Annotated in this window: 9 protein-coding genes and 1 pseudogene; 2 read left to right on the top strand and 8 right to left on the bottom strand. The window is 75.3% G+C overall.

Going from position 1 to position 19,984, the window contains the following annotated elements; genetic code table 11:
- Positions 1–80: 80 nt before the first annotated feature.
- From ACY0MR_RS03565 to ACY0MR_RS03545, 5 genes and pseudogenes are all read right to left on the bottom strand, one after another.
- Positions 81–671 (bottom strand): condensation domain-containing protein, encoded by a 591-nt coding sequence (locus ACY0MR_RS03565; RefSeq protein WP_473559036.1) that lies wholly within the window; start codon positions 669–671, stop codon positions 81–83.
- A 227-nt stretch (positions 672–898) separates the two neighbouring features.
- Positions 899–3,079, bottom strand: a pseudogene (locus ACY0MR_RS03560) (class I adenylate-forming enzyme family protein); the annotation flags it as partial.
- 378 nt (positions 3,080–3,457) lie between these two features.
- On the bottom strand, positions 3,458–6,727 hold the full coding sequence (locus ACY0MR_RS03555) for a non-ribosomal peptide synthetase (RefSeq protein WP_473559035.1): 3,270 nt from the start codon (positions 6,725–6,727) through the stop codon (positions 3,458–3,460).
- A complete protein-coding gene (locus ACY0MR_RS03550) occupies positions 6,724–12,318 on the bottom strand; it encodes an amino acid adenylation domain-containing protein (RefSeq protein WP_473559034.1) in 5,595 nt (1,864 codons plus the stop codon). Before ACY0MR_RS03550 ends, ACY0MR_RS03555 begins: the two co-directional genes overlap by 4 nt.
- Positions 12,319–12,586: 268 nt before the next feature.
- Entirely contained in the window at positions 12,587–15,670 is a 3,084-nt protein-coding gene (locus ACY0MR_RS03545) for a non-ribosomal peptide synthetase (RefSeq protein WP_473559032.1), read from the bottom strand.
- Positions 15,671–16,603: 933 nt separating this feature from the next.
- On the opposite strand from ACY0MR_RS03545, the gene ACY0MR_RS03540 reads away from it, so the two are divergent.
- Positions 16,604–17,662 carry a right-handed parallel beta-helix repeat-containing protein gene (locus ACY0MR_RS03540; RefSeq protein ID WP_361863384.1) on the top strand — a complete coding sequence of 353 codons (1,059 nt, stop codon included), beginning with the start codon at positions 16,604–16,606 and terminating at the stop codon, positions 17,660–17,662.
- A gap of 51 nt (positions 17,663–17,713) precedes the next feature.
- Positions 17,714–18,763, top strand: a complete 1,050-nt coding sequence (locus tag ACY0MR_RS03535) for a methyltransferase (protein ID WP_361863382.1) — start codon at positions 17,714–17,716, stop codon at positions 18,761–18,763.
- Positions 18,764–18,851: 88 nt separating this feature from the next.
- Here the strand turns inward: ACY0MR_RS03535 and ACY0MR_RS03530 are convergent, their stop codons facing one another.
- Genes ACY0MR_RS03530 through ACY0MR_RS03520 form a run of 3 tightly spaced genes read right to left on the bottom strand, consistent with a single transcriptional unit; the run spans position 18,852 to position 19,983 of the window.
- Complete coding sequence (locus tag ACY0MR_RS03530) at positions 18,852–19,184, bottom strand: TcmI family type II polyketide cyclase (RefSeq protein ID WP_361859450.1); 333 nt, start codon at positions 19,182–19,184, stop codon at positions 18,852–18,854.
- A 56-nt stretch (positions 19,185–19,240) separates the two neighbouring features.
- Positions 19,241–19,720: an SRPBCC family protein gene (locus ACY0MR_RS03525; RefSeq protein WP_361859447.1), complete on the bottom strand. Its 480-nt coding sequence runs from the start codon at positions 19,718–19,720 to the stop codon at positions 19,241–19,243.
- 2 nt (positions 19,721–19,722) lie between these two features.
- The gene (locus ACY0MR_RS03520) at positions 19,723–19,983 is read right to left on the bottom strand and encodes a phosphopantetheine-binding protein (protein ID WP_148003505.1); all 261 of its coding nucleotides are present in this window, start codon (positions 19,981–19,983) and stop codon (positions 19,723–19,725) included.
- Between the last annotated feature and the right edge of the window lies 1 nt (position 19,984).

Raw genomic sequence — 19,984 nt, 5'->3', positions numbered from 1 at the left:
CGACGCCGTCCGGAGCCCGGGCCGTGGCCGACCACGGCCCGGGCACCGGACCTGCACCGGCAGCCACCCGCACCGGGGTCTCAGCCGCAGGCCGCGGTCAGCGCCGCGGTGAACTCCTCCGCCAGTCCCGTGACCACGAGGAGGTCGAAGGCCAGCGCGTTGTACTGCAACCAGCACCGCAGCCCGCCGTCGGGCTGCTCGACCACGGTCAGCTCGGGCACGCCCCGGTCACCGCCCGGCAGCGGCCAGGGCACGGTGCTGCCGCGCGGCAGCTCCCAGGGCTCGCAGGTCAGGCCCGGCAGCTGCGCGGGCGCCGCCCAGGCCTCGTACCGGAGCCAGGCCGCGAACGGCACGGACGGACTGAACTCGGCGAAGGGGTAGAGCTGGTGGTCCAGCGCCTCGCTGTAGACCGTCCGCAGCCGGTCCACCAGCTCGGCGAAACCGGGGCCCCCGCTCGCGTCCACCCGCAGCAGCAGCGACTGGACGAAGCAGCCCACCGTCCGCTCCGCCTCCGGCCGGGGGCGGCCGGGCACCGGCGTCATCACCACCAGGTCGGGACGGCCGCCGCGGCGCGCCAGCAGTCCGGCCCAGGCGGCGGTGACGGCCAGGAAGGGCGTGGCGCCCAGCTCGGCCGCCCGGGCCCGCAGGGCGTCCGCCGCCCGTACCGGCACCTCGAACTCAAGTGCCCGGGTGAGGACTTCGTCGACCGGACGGCGGTCGTCGAACTCCTCCACGGCCTCCGGCGCGCCGGCGAGCGCGGCCGCGAAGTGGGCGCGGGAGGCCGGCCAGTGCCCGTTCGCCCAGTCCACCAGCTCCCCGTAGCCCGGGCCCACCCGGGCGGGCGGGGCCGGCCCCGGCGCAGCGCGGAGTAGCAGACGCCCAGGTCGGACAGGAGCACCCCGATCGACCAGCCGTCGGACACCATGTGGTGCACGGCGACCAGCACCACGTGGTCGGTCGCCGACCGGCTGACCACCAGGAGGCGGGTCATCGGGTCGCGGCCCAGGTCGGTGAGCCGGTCGCGTTCGGCCAGCAGCAGCGCGTCCACCTCCGCGTCCGTGGCGTCCGGCGCCTCGGTCAGCGTGATCCGCACCCGGGGCTCCTCGTCCAGCACCGCCCGGACCACCCCGTCCACCGCCTCGAAGCGGGTGCGCAGCGCCGGATGGCGACGGACGACCTCGGTGAGGGCCCGGCCCAGGGTCTCCGGCGCCAGCCGGTCGGCCACCCGGAACAGCGCCGTCACCGCGCCGGCGTCCCGCCCGGGGGCCTCGGCCATCCACCGGAAGAAGTTCTCCTGCTGCGAGGTGAGGGGGACGGCGTGCGGCTGCGACCTGAGGGCGGCCAGATAGGGCGTCACGGTGTCCGGCGCGGCGGGCGGTCGGGCGACCGGTCCGGCGGGGGCGGCCGGCCGGCGGTCGGGGTGGTCCAGCCAGGCCGCCTGGGCCCGCAGCGAGGGCCGCTCGAAGACCAGGGCGGTACCCGCCCGGATCCCGAACTCGGCGCCGATCCCGGTGGCGAGCTGGACTGCCCGGAACGAGTCGCCGCCGAGCGCGAAGAACTCGGCCGCCACGTCGGTCACGGGGCGGCCGAGCAGGCTCCGCCAGAGCTTCGCCAGCCGGAGTTCCGTCTCCGTGGCCGGGGCGACCGCGGGCGCGGTCGGCTCGGCGGGAGCCTCGAACAGCGGGCGGAGCCTGTGCTTGAGGACCTTGCCGCTAGGGTTCCTGGGCAGCGCGTCCGCGACCAGGAGACGGACGGGGAGCTCGGGGCGGCTCAGCCGTCCGCTCAGGAACAGCCGCAGCTCGTCCAGGTCGACACCGCCGGGTCCGGCCACCACCACCGCCACCGGGACGGCCCCCATCACCGGGTGCGGCACGCCGAGCGCCGCCGCGTCGGCGACCGAGGGGTGCTCGTGCAGCACCTCCTCGATCCGCAGCGTGGAGACCTTCAGCGCACCGCTCTTGATGACGTCGCTCTCCCGGTCGACCAGGTACAGGTAGCCGTCCCGGTCCAGGTGTCCGACGTCGCCCATCCGCACCCAGCCGTCCCGGAACACCCGGTCGCCCCGGCCGTCGGCGCCGAGGTAGCCGCGGGGCGGCCCGGGCTGGCGGAGCCAGACGTCCCCGACGCGGCCCGCCGGCAGCGGCAGACCCTCCGGGTCGAGGATCCGGAGGTCGCGGGGGTCCGCCGGGCGGCCCAGGGAGCCCGGCCGGCGGGTGTCGACCACGGTCGAGATCTGGGCGGGCGAGGCCTCGGCGGAGGTGTACGTGTTGACGAGGGTCGCGTCGGGCAGGGCCGCCGCCAGCGCGGCCGCCACCGGCACGGGCAGCGCCGCGGCCGAGGAGTTGACCAGCCGCAGACTGCTCAGGTCGTACCGCCCCGCGGTGCCCGCGTGGAGCAGTTCGATCGCCATCGAGGGCACCAGGAAGGCGGTGCCGACCCCGAACCTCCGCACGGTGTCGCCGAACCGGTCCGCGTCGAAGCGGGGCAGGCTGAGCGTGGTGGGCGTGGCGGTCAGCGCGTTGAGCAGCATCACCTGGGCCGCGTTGGTCCCGATCGGGAAGGCGTGCAGGGCGTGCCGCGAATGGGCGTAGGCGCGGCGCCGCGGGCGCGGGACCAGGCCGGCGGTCAGGTTCCCGTGGGCGGCGAGCACGCCCTTGGGCGCGCCGGTGGTACCGGACGTGCCGATCACCTGCGCCGGGTCGTCCGGGCGGACCCGGTGCGGCGGGCCGTCCGGCACCGCGTCGTGCGCCGCGAGCAGGGCGTCCAGGGTCAGCTCGACCAGTCCCGGGACGCCCGGAAGCCCGCCGTCCGTCAGGGCCGTGCGGGCCTCGGCCAGCGCGGCCAGGGCGGCGGCGTCGGTCGCGGACAGGTCCTCGCGGACCGGTACGGGCACGCCGCCCGCGTACTGGACGGCGAGGAAGCCCACGGCGTACCGCTCCCAGCGCGCGTTGGAGAAGCGCAACACGACCCGGTCGCGCGGTGCGACCCCGGCGGCCGCGAGCCCGAGGGCGGCGCGCAGCGCCTCCTCGCGCCAGCGGCGGTAGGAGAGCTGCCCGCCCCCGACGACCTGCAGGGCCACCTGGTCCGGGTGTTCGGCGGCACGGGCGTCGAGGAGCTCGGGGACGGTCGTCGCGGCGGGCGGCGGGTTGGTGGCGATGGTGGTCTCCGGTGCGTTCGTCGGGGAAGGGGGTCGGGCGGACGGAGGCAGAGGGGGCGCGTCCGCCGGGGTCGTGCGACGGTCCGGGCGGACGCCTTCGACACCGCACGGCCCGGCGTGGCGGCGGCGTGCGGCGCGTCGGGCACCTTCCTCCGGTCGTGCGGCGGTGTCCGGCGCCTCGTTCCGGTCCTGCGGCGGCGTCGGGCGCACCCGGCGCCGCCGCACGACCGGGCGTGGGGCGGTGGCCTCGGCGGGGAGTCCGTGCGGGACGGGTCGGCGCAGGGACTCCCCGGAGGCGGGTCAGGCCAGCCGGCCTGCGGCCTCCTCCTCGCTCAGGGCGTCGATCTCGGCGATGAGCAGGGCCTCCACCCGGGCCGCCAGGGCCGCCGCGGTCGGGCTCTCGAAGACGTCGCGGATCGACACGTCCAGCCCGACGTCCGCCCGGATGCGGGCGGCGACCCGGGTGACCAGGAGCGAGTCCGCGCCGAGGGCGTGGAGGTCGTCCACGACCCCGATCCTCGGCAGGCCGAGGACCTGCTGCCAGAGCTCCACCACGAGGGCCTCGGCCTCGGTGCGGGGCGCCAGGTACCCGTCCGGACCGCCCGCCGGATCGAGGCCGGGGTCCGGGAGGGCGGCGATGTCGAGCTTGCCGTTGGCGGTGAGCGGGAGGGTGTCCAGCAGCACCACGGCCTCCGGCACCATGTAGGCCGGCAGCCGCCGGGCCAGGTGCTCGCGCAGGGCGCCCGCCCCCGGCGCGGCGGCCGACGCCTCCCCGGCCGCGGGTCGCGGCACGGCGTACGCGATCAGCCGTCGCCCGCCGCGGACCAGCACCGTCGCCCGGGCGACGGCCGGGTGGGCGGTGAGGGCGGCCTCGATCTCGGCCGGCTCGATCCGGTATCCCCGGATCTTCACCTGGTCGTCGGCGCGCCCCAGGAACTCCAGCTGCCCGTCGGCACGCCACCGGACGCGGTCCCCGGTGCGGTACATCCGTGCCTCGGGCGCGTCGGCGAACGGATCCGGCAGGAAGGCCTCCGCGGTGAGCCCGGGCCGGTCGACGTAGCCGCGCGCCAGGCCGCGGCCGCCGACGTACAGCTCGCCCTCGGCGCCGGCGGGCAGCAGACCGCCGCGCTCGTCCAGCACGTAGAGGCGCACGCCCGGCAGCGGGCGGCCGAGCGGGGGACGCCGCCCGGCGGCCGGTCCGACGACGGGGGCGTCGGACCGGCCGCCCGCGAGGTCGCCCGCGGTGACGATCACGGTGGCCTCGGTCGGACCGTAGGTGTTGACGAGACGGACGCCGTCGCCGTGCCGCTCCCGCCACTGGGCGAGGGTGACGGCGCGTGCCTCGGAACCGCCGAGCACCACCAGGCGCAGCGCCGGCGGCCAGGGAGTGCCCTCGCCCAGGGACACCAGCTCCTGCCAGTACGCGGTCGGCAGGTCGAGGACGGTGACGGACCGTCCCGCCTCGCCGCGCAGCAGGTCCGGCAGCATCCGCCCGCCGCCGGGCAGCAGGACGACGCAGGCGCCCGCGGTGAGGGCGGGCCAGAGTTCCTCGGCGTGGGTGTCGAACCCGATCGACGCGAACTGCACGATCCGGTCGCCGGGCCCGAGCCCGTAGCCCTCCGGGCCGGCCATCCACCGGACGCGCTCGGCGAGGGCGCCGTGCTCCACGGCGACCCCCTTCGGGGCGCCGGTCGAACCCGAGGTGTAGAGGACGTACGCGAGCCCGCCCGGGCCGGCCCCGGACGACGCGCCGGCCGCGGCTCCGTCGGCTCCGGGCACGGCACCCGGCTCCTCGGTCCCCCCGGGACCGGCGGACGGCTCGTCGAGGACCAGCACCGGGACGCCGAGGTCGGGCCGGTCGGCGCCGGTGACCAGCAGGGCGGCGTCCGCCTCGTCGAGCATCAGCCGCCGCCGCTCGTCGGGGTGGGCGGGATCGAGCGGCAGGTAGCCCGCCCCGGCCTTCCAGATCGCCAGCAGCGCGACGACCAGGCCGAAGGAGGGCTCGATCAGGACCCCCACCGCGCGGCCGGTCACCGGACCCAGGCGCCGGGCCAACGCGTCCGACGCGCGGTCGAGTTCGGCGTACGTGAGCACCTCGCCCGCGCAGGCGAGGGCGGGCGCGCCGGGGCGGGCGGCGACCTGGTCGGCGAAACCGCGCAGGATCGGTGGGGCGTCCCCGGCGACGGAGGGCCCGGCACCGAGGGCGAGCAGCCCGGCGCGCTCCTCGCCGGTCAGCAGCCAGTCGCCGTGCAGCGGGATCCCGACGTCCAGGACGGCGCGGGCCAGCAGTCCGCGGACCCGGCGGGCGAGGGCCTCGACCGTGGAGCGCTCGAAGAGCTCCCGGTCGAAGCAGAAGGAGAGCGTCATCCCGCCGTCCGGCGTGCGCCAGCTGTCCAGCAGCAGATCGGTCTTGGCCCGGTCGAAGCCCGAGTCCATGCCGGCTGTCCGGACGCCCCCGGGCAGCACCGCGCCCGCGTCGGCCGGGTCGTGCTGGCTCTGGTGGACGAACACCGCCTGGCAGAGCGCGTCGGCCCCGGGCCGCACGGGCAGTCCCAGTGCGGCGGCCACCCGCTCGACCGGCACGTCCTGATGGCTCAGCGCGGCCATCGTGGCGGTCCGGACCCGCCGCAGCACGGTACGGAAGTCGGGGTCCCCCGTGAGGTCCGCGCGGATCACCCCGGTGCGGGCGAAGTAGCCGAGCAGCGCCTCGTGGGCCGTCTCGGTGCGGCCTGCGAGGGGGGTGCCGACGGCGAAGTCGAGGCTGCCGCTCCAGCGGGCCAGCACCATCTGGTAGGCCGCGAGCAGCACCATGAACGGGGTGCAGCGCTGCTCGCGGGCCAGGGAGTCGATCCCGGCGACGAGATCGGCCCCGAGGGCGAGGTCCGCGAAGCCGGCCGGCCGGGCGGGTTCGGCCGGCCTAGGGTGGTCCAGGGGCATCCGCAGGGCTCCGACACCGGCCAGCCGCCCGCTCCAGTACCGGAAGGCCTCCTCGGCGGCGCCGCCGTCGAGCCTGGCCCGCTCGGCGCGTGCGAAGTCGCCGAAGCACAGCTCCAGTTCGGGGAGGCCGGCGGGCCCCTCGCCGGTCTCCTCGCGGTAGAGCGCGAGGAGTTCCCGCCAGAGCACGGTGAACGACCAGCCGTCGGAGACGATGTGGTGGACCACCAGGCTCAGCGCGTGCTCGTGCTCGCCGGAGCTGACCAGGACGGCCCGGAGCGGCGGGCGCTCACCCAGGTCGAACGGGGCGTTGGCGAAGGGGGCGCAGGCCGCGGTGAAGGCCGCCTCGTCCGCCGCGTCGGGGAGCGGAACGCGGGTGAGTACGACCTCGCGCACGGGCTCGACGACCTGGACGGGCAGCTCGCCGTCCAGCGTGAACCGGGTGCGCAGCACCTGGTGCCGTGCGGTCAGCCGGGTGAGCGCCGTGCTCAGGGCGCGCGGGTCGAGCGGGCCGCTCCAGCGCTGGTTCAGGTACATGTTGAACCCGGCGTCGTCCGGGTGCAGTTGCTGGAGCATCCAGAGCCGGCGCTGCTCGTCGGTCAGCGGATGGCGGGTGTCCGCGGTCGGGGAGGTCATGCGGTGATCTCGGCTTTCGCACGGGCCTGGAGGGTCTCCAGGCCGATCAGGTCGTCGGACTCGGCGTCGGGGACTTCCCTGTCGAACCGGGCCAGGACGGGAACGAAGAAGCTGACGAGGGCCAGTGCGGCCATGGCGAGGCCGAACACCAGGTAGAGCAGGCCGATGCCGCGCCCGTCACCGGTGCCGATCAGCGCGCCGACGCTGGAGGCCAGCGCGCCGCCCTCGTCCATCAGGGGCTGGAGCAGCCCCGGGCCCACCGGCGCCACCAGGGCGAACCCGATCGGCAGGGTGGACCAGGCGACCATGGTGTTCACCGCGATCACCCGCCCGTGGAAGCGCATCGGGACCTTGGTCTGGACGACCGTCGCGTAGATGCCGTTGAGCAGGGCGAGCCCGTAGGTCATGCCGAACGCGCCGGCGGCGACCACGGCCACCGAGGGCCGGAGTCCGGTGAGGACGCAGGCGGCGGCGAGACCGAGGGTGGCGCACAGGACGCCCCGCAGCCGCATCCGCCGCGGGCCTCCCCAGACCAGCAGGGTGAGGCCGCCCAGGACGGCGCCGAGCCCGGCCGCGGTGGACACCCAGCCCGCGGCGGCCGTCGACGAGAAGGAGAGGACCAGCGGGGTGACGAGGAGGAAGAGCGGCGAGAGGAAGATGTTGAGCAGCGCGAACCAGAACAGCATGGCCCGGAAGTAGCGGCTGCCGAGGGCCCGCTGGAACCCGGCCCGCATCTCGGCGGCGACGCTCTCCCGGCGGGTGGCGGCCATCGCGTCGGGGAAGCGCACCGCCAGGGTCACACCGGTGGCGAGCAAGTAGCTGACGACGTCGAAGACCAGGATGCCGCCCAGGCCGATCACGTGCAGGATGCCGACGGCGATGAGCGGGACGAGGAACTGGGCCAGGCCGAGCGCCATCTGCACCACGCCGTTGGCGCGGCCGAGGTAGCGCTTGGGCACCAGCTGCGGGACCGCCGAACCCCAGGCGACCCGCTGGAAGGCGAGTGCGGCGGACAGCAGCGAGATCATCACGTAGCAGTGCCAGACCTCCAGCGAACCGCCGAGGTACAGCACCAGCATGGCGGCCTGGGTGAGACCGGCGGCCACGTCGCCCCAGAGCATCACCCGCCGGCGGTCGCCCCGGTCCACGACGGCACCGGCCAGCGGGGCGACCACGATGCCCGGCACCAGGCCGAAGGCGGCGAGCAGCCCGAGCTGGAACAGCGAACCGGTCTGCAGGTAGACCCAGATCGGCAGGGCGAACTCGGTCAGGGCCGAGCCGATCATCGAGAGCTGCTGGCCGGTGGCGATGGTGAGGAACCGCCCCATGGTCGGGCGGACCGGGCGGCGCGTCCCCGACCTCCCCCGCGCCCGGGACCGGTCCCGCCGACGCGCCCGCCCGGCCGCATCCGCCTCCTCCGGCACTCCGGTGATGGACTCCGCCTCCGCGCCGTCGCGGGACAGCCCGGCGAGCCACCAGGTCGCGCCGTCGGTGCGCCGGTGGCGCGCCTCCTCCCCGGCGGCGAGCGAGCGGTGCACCCCGGTCAGGATGTCGGCCAGCTCCCGCGCCCGGTACTTGAGGAAGAAGTGCCCCGCCTCGTCCAGCACCACCACCGCGGCGGTCCCGGTGATGCGGTGCCACTCGCGGAACCGCTCCTCGTAGAACTCGGTCGCCGGGTCGCGGTCGCCGCACACGGCGATCACCGGCGCCGAGAGGACCCCGCCCTCGGTCTCGTACAGCTCGCCGAAGTAGCGTTCGGCCTCCTTGGTGCCGACCCGCCGGTTGCGCACGATCAGCCGCAGCTGCTCCTCGTCGACCTCGTCGGTGTCCAGTCCCGCGGCGGCCAGGGCGTTGATCATGCCCTGGTCGCTGCGCAGGCGGGCGGAGAGTTCGGCGAACCGCTCGGCGAGCGCGGCGCCCCGGCCCCCCGGGCGGGCGAACGGGAAGATGCCCCCGAGGTGTACGGCGTCGATCTTCCGGCCGGCGGCCTCCACCCGGCGGGCGATCTCCACGGTCAGCCGGACACCGACCCCGCAGTGGCCGTAGAGCACCAGCGGGCCGGCGACGTTCGCGACGATCTCCTCGGCGCAGAGCCGGGCGACCTCGTCGATGTCCATCGCCTCCTCACCCAGCTCGTGGCCGGGGACGGCGAGGGAGTGCAGGGCCCAGTCCGCCGGCATGGCGTCGGCGAGCGGCTTGTAGATCAGGGCGCTGCCTCCGCCGTACGGGGCGCAGACCACGCTGCCGGCGAGCGCTCGGCGCTCCGGGGTGAGCCGGTGCAGCAGCCGCAGCGGGCCGCGGTCCCCCTCGGGCGCGGTGACCAGCTCGGCGAGCCGGCGGACCGTCGGGTGCGTGAAGAGGTCCATCACGCCGACCGGGGTGGCCAGGTCGGGGAAGGCCCGCCGCATCCGCGCGACGACCTGGGTGGCGAGGAGGGAGTGGCCCCCGAGTTCGAAGAAGTCGTCCAGCGCGCCGACCCGGGGGAGTTCCAGCAGGTCCGCCCAGAGGGCGGCGATCACCTGCTCGGTCTCGCCCTCGGGGTCCACCCGGGTGCCCTCCGCAGGACCGTCCGCGGGAGCGGGCAGCGCCTTCCGGTCCACCTTGCCGTGCGCGAGCAGCGGCAGCCGTTCCAGCACGACGTAGCGGGCCGGGACCATGTAGTCCGGCAGCACCTCGCCGAGCGCGGCGCGGAGTTCGGCCGCGGTCGGCGGTTCGCCGCCGGCGGGGCGCTCCAGGTGGGCGACGAGGTTCTGCCGGACGCCCTCGCCGCGGACCGTGACCACCGCCTGGGTGACGCCGGGCAGGGCGGTGAGCGCGGCCTCGATCTCGCCGGGCTCGACGCGGTAGCCGCGGACCTTGATCTGGTCGTCGTCGCGGCCCAGGTACTCCAGCGCCCCGTCGGACCGCCAGCGCGCCAGGTCGCCGGTGCGGTACATCCGCGGGTCAGAGGTCCCGGGCGTGCCCGGGCGGGGCGCGTACGGGTCGGGCAGGAAGCGCTCTGCGGTGAGGTCCGGCCGTCCGAGGTAGCCGCGGGCCAGCCGGTCCCCGCCCACGTACAGCTCCCCGGTCACCCCGGGCGGCACGGGCTCGCGGTTCTCGTCCAGGACGTAGCAGCGCCCGCCGGCCAGGGGTGTTCCGATCGGGGTGCTGCCGGGTGCGTCCGCCGCCCGGGCGGTCACCTCGTGGACGGTGATGCCCACCGTCGCCTCGGTCGGACCGTAGTGGTTGAACACCGCGCAGCGGCCGAGCGCGGCGATGCCCGCCGCCCACGACGCGCCGCTGGCCTCGCCGCCGAGGACCAGCGCGCGGCTCGGCAGCAGCTCGACGAGCGGAGCGTCGGCCGTGAGGGCGGCCAGGTGGGAGGGCGTCATCTTCAGGTACGCGATGCCGGCCCGCTCGATCTCGCCGGCGAGTTCCACGCCGGCGATCCGGCGCGGCAGCAGGTGCACCCGGCCGCCCGTCGTCAGGGCCAGGTAGAGCATGGTCATGCTGAAGTCGAAGGACAGCGACTGCAGCAGCCCGTAGGACGCCCCGGGCTCGATCCGGAGCCGCTCGCGCACGCCCGCCAGGTAGTGGAGGAACTGGCGGTGCTGCACCGCCACGCCCTTGGGGGCGCCGGTGGATCCCGAGGTGTAGATGACGTACGCCAGGTGGTCGGCGCCGGAGGCCTCCGGCAGGGGCGACCCGTCCTCGCCGTCCGTCCCGGGGGCCCCGTCGGTCAGCAGGTCGACCGCGGGGTGGTCGCCGAACCGCGGCCGCAGCGCGCCGTCGGTGATCAGGACCCGGGCCCCGGCGTCGGCGACCAGGTGGGCGAGCCGGGCGGGGGGCTGTTCGGGGTCGAGGGGCAGATAGCCGCCGCCGGCCTTGAGCACCGCGACCAGGGCGACCGCCAGCTCGGGGGACTGCTCCAGGCAGACGGCCACCCGGTCGTCCGCGGCCACGCCCAGGGCCCGCAGGCGACGGGCCATGGCGTTGGCCCGGCGGTCGAGGTCGCCGTAGGACAGGGTGCGGTCCCCGAAGACCAGTGCCGGATCGCCGGGCGTCCGGGCGGCGGCGTCGGCCAGCGCCCGGGTGAGGGTGGCGGGGCCGTCGTCCGGGAGCGCGGGCCCCGCGGCCCAGGTCTCCAGGACGGCCGTACGCTCGGCCGCGCCCAGGAGCGGCAGCCGGTCGACCGGCAGCGCGGGGTCGGCGACGCCCGCCGTGATCAGCAGCTCGAAGCGTTCCACGAGGCGCTCGACGGTGCCGGCGTCGAAGAGGTCGGTGCGGTAGGTGAGCAGTCCGTACAGGCCGCCGTCCGCCTCCTCGCGCATGTAGAGGGCGAGATCGGCGTGGGTGGTGGTGGCCTCGTAGCCGAAGCCCCGGGAGTCCAGGCCCGCCGGGCCCGTCGCGGGGCCGGCCGCGCGGTCGCCGTAGTTCTGGAAGGCGAAGGTGGTCTGGAAGACCGCGGCGCGGCTGACGTCGCGCTCCACCGCCAGGTCGCCGACCATCTGCTCGAACGGCACCTCCTGGTGCGCGTACGCGTCCAGCGTGGTCTCGCGGACCCGGCTGATCAACTGCCCGAACTCCAGGTCGGCGGAGAGCCGGGCGCGGATCGGCAGCATGTTGACGAACGCCCCCACGACGTTCTCCAGTTCACGGTGCAGGCGACCGGCCACGGCCGAGCCGACGGCGAAGTCGCGCTGCCCCGCGTGCCGCCCGAGGAGGGCCTGGAACCCGGCCATCAGGACCATGTACGTCGAGGCGCCGTAGGCCCGCGCGGCCTCGCCGATCCGGCGGGAGAGGTCCGGGCTCCAGCGGAACTCGGCGGCGGCGCCGTCGAACGTGAACAGCGGCGGCCGCGGCCGGTCGGAGGGCAGGTCGAGGGCGGGGACGCCGTCGAGCGCCGTGCGCCAGTACGCGCGGGAGGCGGCGAGCGGGCCGTTCTCCAGACGGTCCCGCTGCCAGACCGCGTAGTCGCCGAACTGTACGTCGAGGACCGGCAGTTCGCCGGGTTCCCCGTGGGCGTGGTGGGCGTACCGGAGGTCGAGCTCGCGGTGGAGGAGGTCGATCGACCAGCCGTCGCAGATGATGTGGTGCATCACCAGGGCGAGGACGTGGTCGTCCTCGGCGACCCGGACCACCAGGGCGCGCACCAGCGGGCCGGACCCGAGGTCGAAGGGCTCCGCGATGAGGGCGCCGAGTGCGGCGGTCGCCCGTGCCTCCGGGTCGGGGTCGGTCGTGGCGTCCACGTGCCGGGCGGTGAACGGGGCGGGTTCGGCGACCCGTACCTCGGCGGTGCCGGCCTCGGTGGCGGGGAAGGTCATCCGCAGGCTCTCGTGCCGGGCCACCAGGTCGGTGAGCGCGGCGTCCAGCGCGGCGCGGTCGAGCGGGCCGCGGAGGCGGCGGGCCGGAGCCAGTGTGTAGGCCGTGGATCCGGGAGTGAACTGGTCCATGAACCAGAGGCGTTCCTGGCCGCTGGAGAGCGGCGGCGGGGTGTCCGCCGGGCGGGGGTCCACCACCCGGGCGGGGGCTGCCGTGCCGCGCAGCCGCTGGCTGAGCAGGGCGCGCTTGGCTGCGGACCAGCCGGTGGGCAGGTCCTGGGTATCCGTCATCGGGGTCCTGTTCGGGCGTTCGGAAGGAAGGTGCAGGGGATCGGAGGGCGGGGCGAAGGGCACGTGCGGGCGCGGACGCGGGTGTGGATGCCGACCGGCCTGCCGGGTGGCGGGGCCCGGTTCGGCGTGGGCGCGGGACCCGGCCGCTCGGCGGTCCGGCGCAGGGCGGAACCCGTGCGGTCGGCCGAACGGGGCAGGGCGGGGCCGGGCACGGGCCGGGCGGCCCGTGCCCCGGCGAGGGGGAGTGCGGTCCGACGGGACCGCGGGTCTAGAGGAGTGCGCGGACGGCGGCGGCGATGCCCGCCGGGGTCGGGACGTCGAAGAAGACGTCGAAGTCCACCTCCACGCCGAGCGCGTCGCGGATGCGGGCGGCGATCCGGACCACGGTCAGCGAGTGTCCGCCGAGGTCGAACAGATCGTCCTCGGGGCCGATGTCGGGCAGGCCCAGCACCTCGGCCCAGATCCGGCGGACCGTCCGGGTCGTCTCGTCGTCGCACCCGGCGTCCCGTGCGTCCCCCGGGGACACCGGAGCCTCGCGCGGGGGGTCCGGCAGGGCCCGCCGGTCCAGTTTGCCGTTCGGTGTGAGCGGCAGTCGTTCCAGGGTGAGCCACCGCTGCGGGGCCATCGCGGCCGGCAGGGTACGCAGCAGATGGTCCCGCAGTGCGGCCGGGGCGGGCGGGTGGCCGCCGTCGGCCGGGACCAGGTAGCCGGCGAGGAAGGGCTCGCCGTCCTCCCCGGTGCGGACGGCGACGGCGGCCGCGGCGAGCGCCGGGTGCTCCAGGAGGGCGGACTCGATCTCGCCGAGTTCGATCCGGTGGCCGCGGATCTTGACCTGGTCGTCGATCCGGCCGAGGAAGTCGAGTTCGCCGCTCTCCGTCCACACGGCGAGGTCGCCGGTGCGGTAGAGCCGGGTGTCCGGGGGACCGAAGGGGTCGGGCACGAACCGCTCGGCGGTCAGTTCGGGCCGGCCGAGGTAGCCGTGCGCGACGCCGTCGCCGCCGATCAGCAGCTCCCCGGGGATGCCGAGCGGGGTGGGCCGCAGCCGGTCGTCGACGACGTACACCCGGGTGTTGGCGATCGGGCGGCCGATCCCGACGTGCTCCGGCGCGGCGGGGAGCTCCGCGCAGGTCGACCAGATGGTCGTCTCGGTGGGCCCGTAGACGTTGAACAGCCGTGCGGTGCGGGCCCGCAGCGCGCGGGCGAGGGGGAGCGGGAGTGCCTCGCCGCCGGCCAGGCCGGTGACGGTGGAGAGTGCTTCGAGGCCGGTCCCGGCGGTGAGCATGACCCGCCATCCGGAGGGGGTGGCCTGGACGTGGGTCACGCCCTCGGCGCCGATCAGGGCGAGCAGTCCGGGGCCGTCGACGGCGAGGCCTTCCGGTGCCAGGACGAGGCGGCCACCGGTGATCAGCGGGAGGTAGAGCTCCAGGGCGGAGATGTCGAAGGAGAGCGAGGTCAGGCCGAGCCAGCTGTGGCCGGGGCCGGTCGCGAGCAGGTCGGCGAAGGAGGTGAGCAGGTTCACCAGCGCGCGGTGGCCGACCGAGACGCCCTTGGGACGGCCGGTGGAGCCGGAGGTGTAGAGCACGTACGCCGTGTCGTCGGGGCCGGGCGCGGTGCCGGCGGCCTTGCCCGGGGTCCGCTCCGACGCCGCCGGGAGCCGCAGCACCGCCGGGGCGGCCGCGGCGACCGCGGGGGAGGGCTCGCAGTCCGCGAGCAGCAGCGAGGCTCCCGAGTCGCGCAGGACGAGGGCGAGGCGCTCGGCCGGGTATCCGGGGTCGAGCGGCAGGTAGGCCGCCCCGGCGGCGAGGACGGCGAGCAGCGCGGCCGGCAGGTCGGCGGTGCGGTCCAGATGGAGGGCGACCAGATCGCCGGGACGGACGCCTCCGGCGCGGAGCGCCTCCGTCAACGCGTCTACGCGGAGCATGAGGTCGCGGTAGCTGAGGCGTCGGTCGGCGGCGCTGACCGCGATCGCCGCGGGGGTCGCGTCCGCCTGGGTGCGGACCAGGTCGAGGACGGTCCGGTCGGCCGGATAGGGCCGGTCGGTGGCGTTGGGCGCCAGGGTGACGGCCCGGAGCTCGGCGGGGTCCAGGAGCGGCAGGTCCCGCAGCGGAGTGGTGGGCGAGGCGGCGGCTCCGGCCAGCAGGGTCCGGTAGTGGCCGGCGATCCGGCGGGCGGCCTCGGGGGCCAGGACGGCGGGGTCGTACTGGAGGCTGAAGTCGAGTGCCCCGCCCGAGGTGTCGGGCTCCTCGACGATCTGCAGATGGAGGGTGTTGCGGGCGGTGCGGTTGTGCACGGCCCAGGAGATCCGGGCACCGGCCCCGCCGAAGTCGGGGTCCGGGCCGCGGCGGCGGTAGCCGAGCGAGACGGCCGTCAGGCCGACGCGGGGCTCCAGGGCCGGGACGGCGGCGCCGAAGGGCACGTCGCGGAAGGGATAGCCGGAGCGCAGCTCGGTCCGGACGGCCGCGGCGAAGGCGGTGAAGGGCTGCGACGGGTCGGCCGGGGGTGCGTGGACGGGCAGTTCGTTGACGAACATGCCTATCTCGGAAGCGAGTTCGGGTCTTCGGGTGGAGAGCGGCACGGAGACCGGCACGGCTTCCCCGCCGTAGCGGCGCAGCAGTCCGTGCAGGGCGGCGAGCAGGAACTCGAAGGAGGTGGTGCCGGCGGTGGCGGCCGCCGTGGCCAGTTCCTTCGCCTCGACGCCGTCGAGGCGCCATGCGACGGCCTCTCCGGGGCCCGCGGAGGTCGGTGCGCGGAGCGCGCCGGGGAGCACCGGCTCGGTCGCGGCGGCCCAGCGCGGCCCGTAGAACGCGGCGGCCCGCCGTACGGCGTCCGGTTCCGCCGCGGGCCCGGCCGGTGCGCCGGGGGAGGGGGGCAGCGGGATCGCCCCGTACGCGGCGGCGAGGTCCCGGACCAGTACGTCCTTGGAGTTGCCGTCGAAGACCGAGTGGTGGGCGGTGACGAGGAGTTCGGAGCTCCCGTCGGGGCGTCGGCAGAGGCTGAAGCGGCTGAGCGGACCGGTCTCCAGGACGAACGGGCGGGCCGCGTCGGCGTCGAGCAGCCGCTCCAGGGCGGCCTCGTCCGCGGGTGCGTCGAGGAGGGTCAGTTCGGGCCGCCGCGCGGCAGGTTCCTGCCAGATCCGCCCGTCACGCTCCACCAGGCGGGCGGCGAGGGCCGGGTGGCGCTCGGTCACGGCGGCCACCGCACGGTGCAGCGCGGATACGTCGACCCGGTCGAAAGAGATCCGCAGGGGCATGTGGAACGCCTCGCGGGCCAGTCCCAGCCGATCGGTCAGCCAGACCCCCTGCTGGGCGGGGGAGGCCGGAGTGCGGTCGGGCCGGGAGGGGACTTCGGACATCGGCAGCTCGCTTAGGACGTCGGAGCAGAACGGAGGAGCGGCGGGGTGGACGTGCGGACGCGGCAGGGGCGCGGGCCACCGGACGACCGGTACCGAGGCGCCCGCGGGCACGCCGGAGGAGCCGGGTTCGGTGGCGGCACCGGTCGTCGGATGGGGCCGGTCCACCCCCCGGAGGACCGGCCGACGGCCGTGAGAGGTCCGGACCGCCGGAGACGCCAGGATGCCCCGTAGCTTCTGGTATCTCCGGCCCCGCCCGATGAAGCCCATTGGTCCAGACCTGTCGAGAGATTCGCACACCGTCCAGGCACCGTCAAGAGCCGTCCACCGCCCGGAATCAGCCTTCATGTCCAGGGCGACGTCTACCGGCTTGCACCCAAACATCCGTGTGTATGATCGCCCCTGACGTATCGTCAACCTCTGTGCGGCCGAGGGGAGATAGGCCTTCCGCGAGGCTGCCGTCCGCCAGGACGGCGACCGCCCGCGCCTCCGCTCCGCGCGGACCCGCGCCCACCTCCGGCCTCCGCCGCCCCGCCCCGCCCGCCGGCACCCGCACGGTGGCGAGGACGGCCGGCGAGGCCACCCTCCCGGCGCGCGGCCGCGACGACCGGGACCGCGTGCGGACCGGAGGCGAACGCCTCCCGCGCACCAGCCGCGCCGTCCCGGCCCGCCCGCCCCTCCGGCAGGTCGGCGACCACCGGCCGGACCGGTCCGTCGCTCGGGACGGCGGCCGCCCCACGCGGGCCCGCGACGCCGCCCTCCCCCCTGAGCTCGTCCCCGACGGTCGCCCGCGGCCGGCCCCGGCCCGGCCGGGAGCACCGATCCGGCCCGGGGGCCGCGCGCCACGCCCGGCGCGTGGACCGCAGGGAGGTATGCCTAGGTCCGCCTGGAGGATCAGCGGTGGCGGGGCCGCGGACCCGCTCTTAGCTTCCCCGTATGACCAGACGACAGATCGCCTACCTGGCATGCACCGTGACCCTCGTGGTCTCGGGGATGGGGGCCGCCGCACCGACGGCCGACCATCGGACGGTGCACCGGGTCAAGCCCGGCGAATCGATCCAGAAAGCCGTGGACGCCGCGAAGCCCGGGGACACGGTCGTCCTCTCCCCCGGGACCTACCGCGAGAGCGTCCGCATCACCACGTCGAACCTGACCCTCCGGGGCTCGACCGTCTTCCCCACCGTCCTCGTGCCCGGCGACGGCGCCGACACCTGCGCGAAGGCCGGCCACGGCGTCTGCGTGACCGGCACCGCCGACCGGCCCGTCGAGGACGTCACCGTACGCTCGCTCACCCTCAGGGGCTTCACCCGGAACGGGCTGTGGGCCTCGCGGACCGACCGGCTGAGGATCCAGCGGGTCACCGCCGAGAAGAACGGCAACTGGGGCATCGCCCTGGAGCGGTCCGTCCGCAGCGCCCTCACGCACAACACCGCCCGCGACAACGCCGACGCGGGCCTCTTCGTCTCCAACACCACCGACACGGAGTCCGGCGCCGTCGACGCCCGGGGCACCGTGATCAGCCACAACCGCGTGACCGGCAACCGGATCGGCGTCACCGTGCGACGCCTGCGGAACCTCACCGTCGAGCGCAACGAGGCCACCGGCAACTGCGCCGCCGTGTTCGTCGTGGGCGACGAGTCCACCCCGCGCGCCGGCGCCATGACCCTGCGCCGCAACCACGTCCACGCCAACAACAAGCACTGCCCCAAGACGCCCCGCCTGCCCTTCCTCCAGGGCTCGGGAATCGTCCTCACCGGCGCCGAGGAGACGCTGGTGGCCGAGAACAGGATCGAGGACAACGTCGGCGCCTCGCCCCTGTCCGGCGGCATCGTGCTCTTCAAGAGCTTCGTCGGCGCCCTCAACGAGCGCAACGAGATCCGCGACAACGTCGTGCTCCGCAACGGCTCGGCAGACCTCGCCAACCGGGACACCGGCCAGGGCAACACCTTCCGCGGCAACACCTGCGGGGTCTCGGAGCCCGCGGGCCTCTGCTGACGACCGGCCCCGCACCCCATCCACGGCACCACCGCACAGACAAGGCGACAGATGACCACTGTTGACCCGGTATCCCGGACCGTCGATCCGGCCCCGCCGCCGCCCATGCGGCTCAGGGAGCTCGTGTTCGGCGCGGCCTGCGCCGCCGCCGTCCGGGCGGCCGTCCGCCTCGGCGTCGCGGACGCCCTCGGCGACACGCCCATGACCCCGGAGGACCTGGCCACCGCGGTACAGGCCCGGCCCCGGACCCTGCTGCGCCTCCTGCGCGCGCTGTCCTGCCAGGGCGTCTTCACCGAGAACCCCGACGGCACCTTCGCCCACACGGAGATGTCCCGGCTGCTGCGCGAGGACGACCCGCACAGCCTGCGCTACATCGCCCTGTGGTGCACCGAGCCGTGGACCTGGGACGTGTGGCCGAAGCTCGACGAGGCCGTCCGCTCCGGCGGGAACGTCTTCGAGGACGTGTACGGGAAGGAGTTCTTCCCGTACCTCAACGAGGAGGCCCCCGAGTCGGCGTACGTCTTCAACCGGGCCATGACCACGTCCAGCCGGCAGTCCGCCCAGGACGTCGCCGACCTCCTCGACCTGCGGGAGGCCTCCTCCGTCGCGGACATCGGCGGCGGCCAGGGCCACGTCCTGGCCAGCCTGCTGGAGCGCCACCCCGACCTGCAGGGCACCCTGCTCGACCTCCCCGGAGTGGTGGAGAACGCCGACCCGCGCCTGCGGGACGGCGGCGAGCTGAGCTCCCGCGTCCGCGTCGTCCCCGGCGACTGCCGCGAGGACATCCCGGTCGAGGCGGACGTGTACATCATCAAGAACATCCTGGAATGGGACGACGACAGCACCCGCAGGGCGCTGGCCAACGTCCGCCGGGCCGCCCGCCCCGGCGCCCGGGTCGTCGTGATCGAGAACCTGGTGGACGACACCCCGTCCATGCGGTTCACGACCGCGATGGACCTGCTGCTGCTCCTCAACGTCGGCGGCGCCAAGCACACCCGGCAGAGCATGGTCGACCGGCTGACCGACGCCGGACTCGTCATCGGCGAGATCCGCCCGGTCAACGCGTACCTCCACGCCTTCGAGTGCACGGTTCCCGCCTGACGGGAGCCCCGCAGGGAAACCCGAGGCCGCCCGCTCCGCGTCGTGCGCGGGGCGGGCGGCCTCGGGTGTCCGCCGTGCTGCCTCGGGATCAGGAGACCCCGTCGCGCTCCCAGCGGTAGAAGCACTGCGCCATGGCGTCCTTCGGGCTCCGCCAGGTCTCCGGGTCGTAGGCGCTGACGTACGCCGACAGCCGCTCGCTGGCGTCCCGGAACTCCGGGTGGCCGGTCAGCTTGGCGATGGCCGGGGCCGGGTCCCGCTCCGACTCGATGAGGTGCAGGTACACATCACCGAACTGGAACAGGCGACGCCGGTTGACGCCGACCAGGTGCGGGAGTTCGCCGCGGTCGGACGCGGCGAACACGTCCGCGATCGCCGGCGCCGAACCGGGCGCCATCCGGGCGACGATCAGAGCGTGGTGCATGGGGCTTCCTTCCTCGGAGTTCAGTGGGTGGGCCTGCCGGACGCTCCGGCGGCCGGTCAGCCCGGCAGGACCGGGGCGCCCCGGCGGTCGCGGGCGACCTGCTCGATGCGGTCCCGGATGAGCGCCATCTGCGTCCGCGAGTTCCGGTTGATGTTGTCCGTCATCCACGCGTCGTCGACCGGGGCGTCGGGCTTCATCGCGAAGTCCTGCACCCAGCGCATGTGGACGCCGGCCGGGGTCTGCTCGTACTCCCACCGGATGTCCATGTGGGCGAACGGGCCGGTCTCGACGCGGCGGGCGCGGACCGTCCGCGCGGCGCGGTCCACGGTCCGCTCCGACACCCAGCTCCACACCTTTCCGGACTCGTCCGGGTGCATGGTCAGACGGAAGGTGGTCGAGTCGCCCTCGCGCGAGAGCACCTCCAGCGCGGCGTACTCGCTGAACAGGTTCGGCCAGTTCTCGATGTCGTTGGTGATGTCCCAGACGAGGTCGAGCGGCGCGTCGATGGTGATGCTGTTGTCAGTGTGACCGGACAACGTCAGACTCCCGTCTTGAGGGCGTTGTTCACCAGACCGAGGAACTCGGCCGGCGTCTTGCAGCGCTCGGCGTCGGTGGGCAGCGCCACGCCGTACCGGTTCTCGACCTCGCCCACGATCCCGAGCAGGCCGAGCGAGTCGAGGCCCAGGGTGGTGAACGGCGCGTCCGGGGCCTTCTCCAGCTCCCGGGGCTCGACCGTCACGCCGGCCGCCTGCTTCATCAGCGCGGCGAGTTCGTCGAAGGTCAGTGCGGTGGTGATCATC

The sequence above is a fragment of the Streptomyces sp. JN8 genome (assembly GCF_055808075.1).
This window is presented reverse-complemented; position numbering and strand designations above follow the sequence as displayed.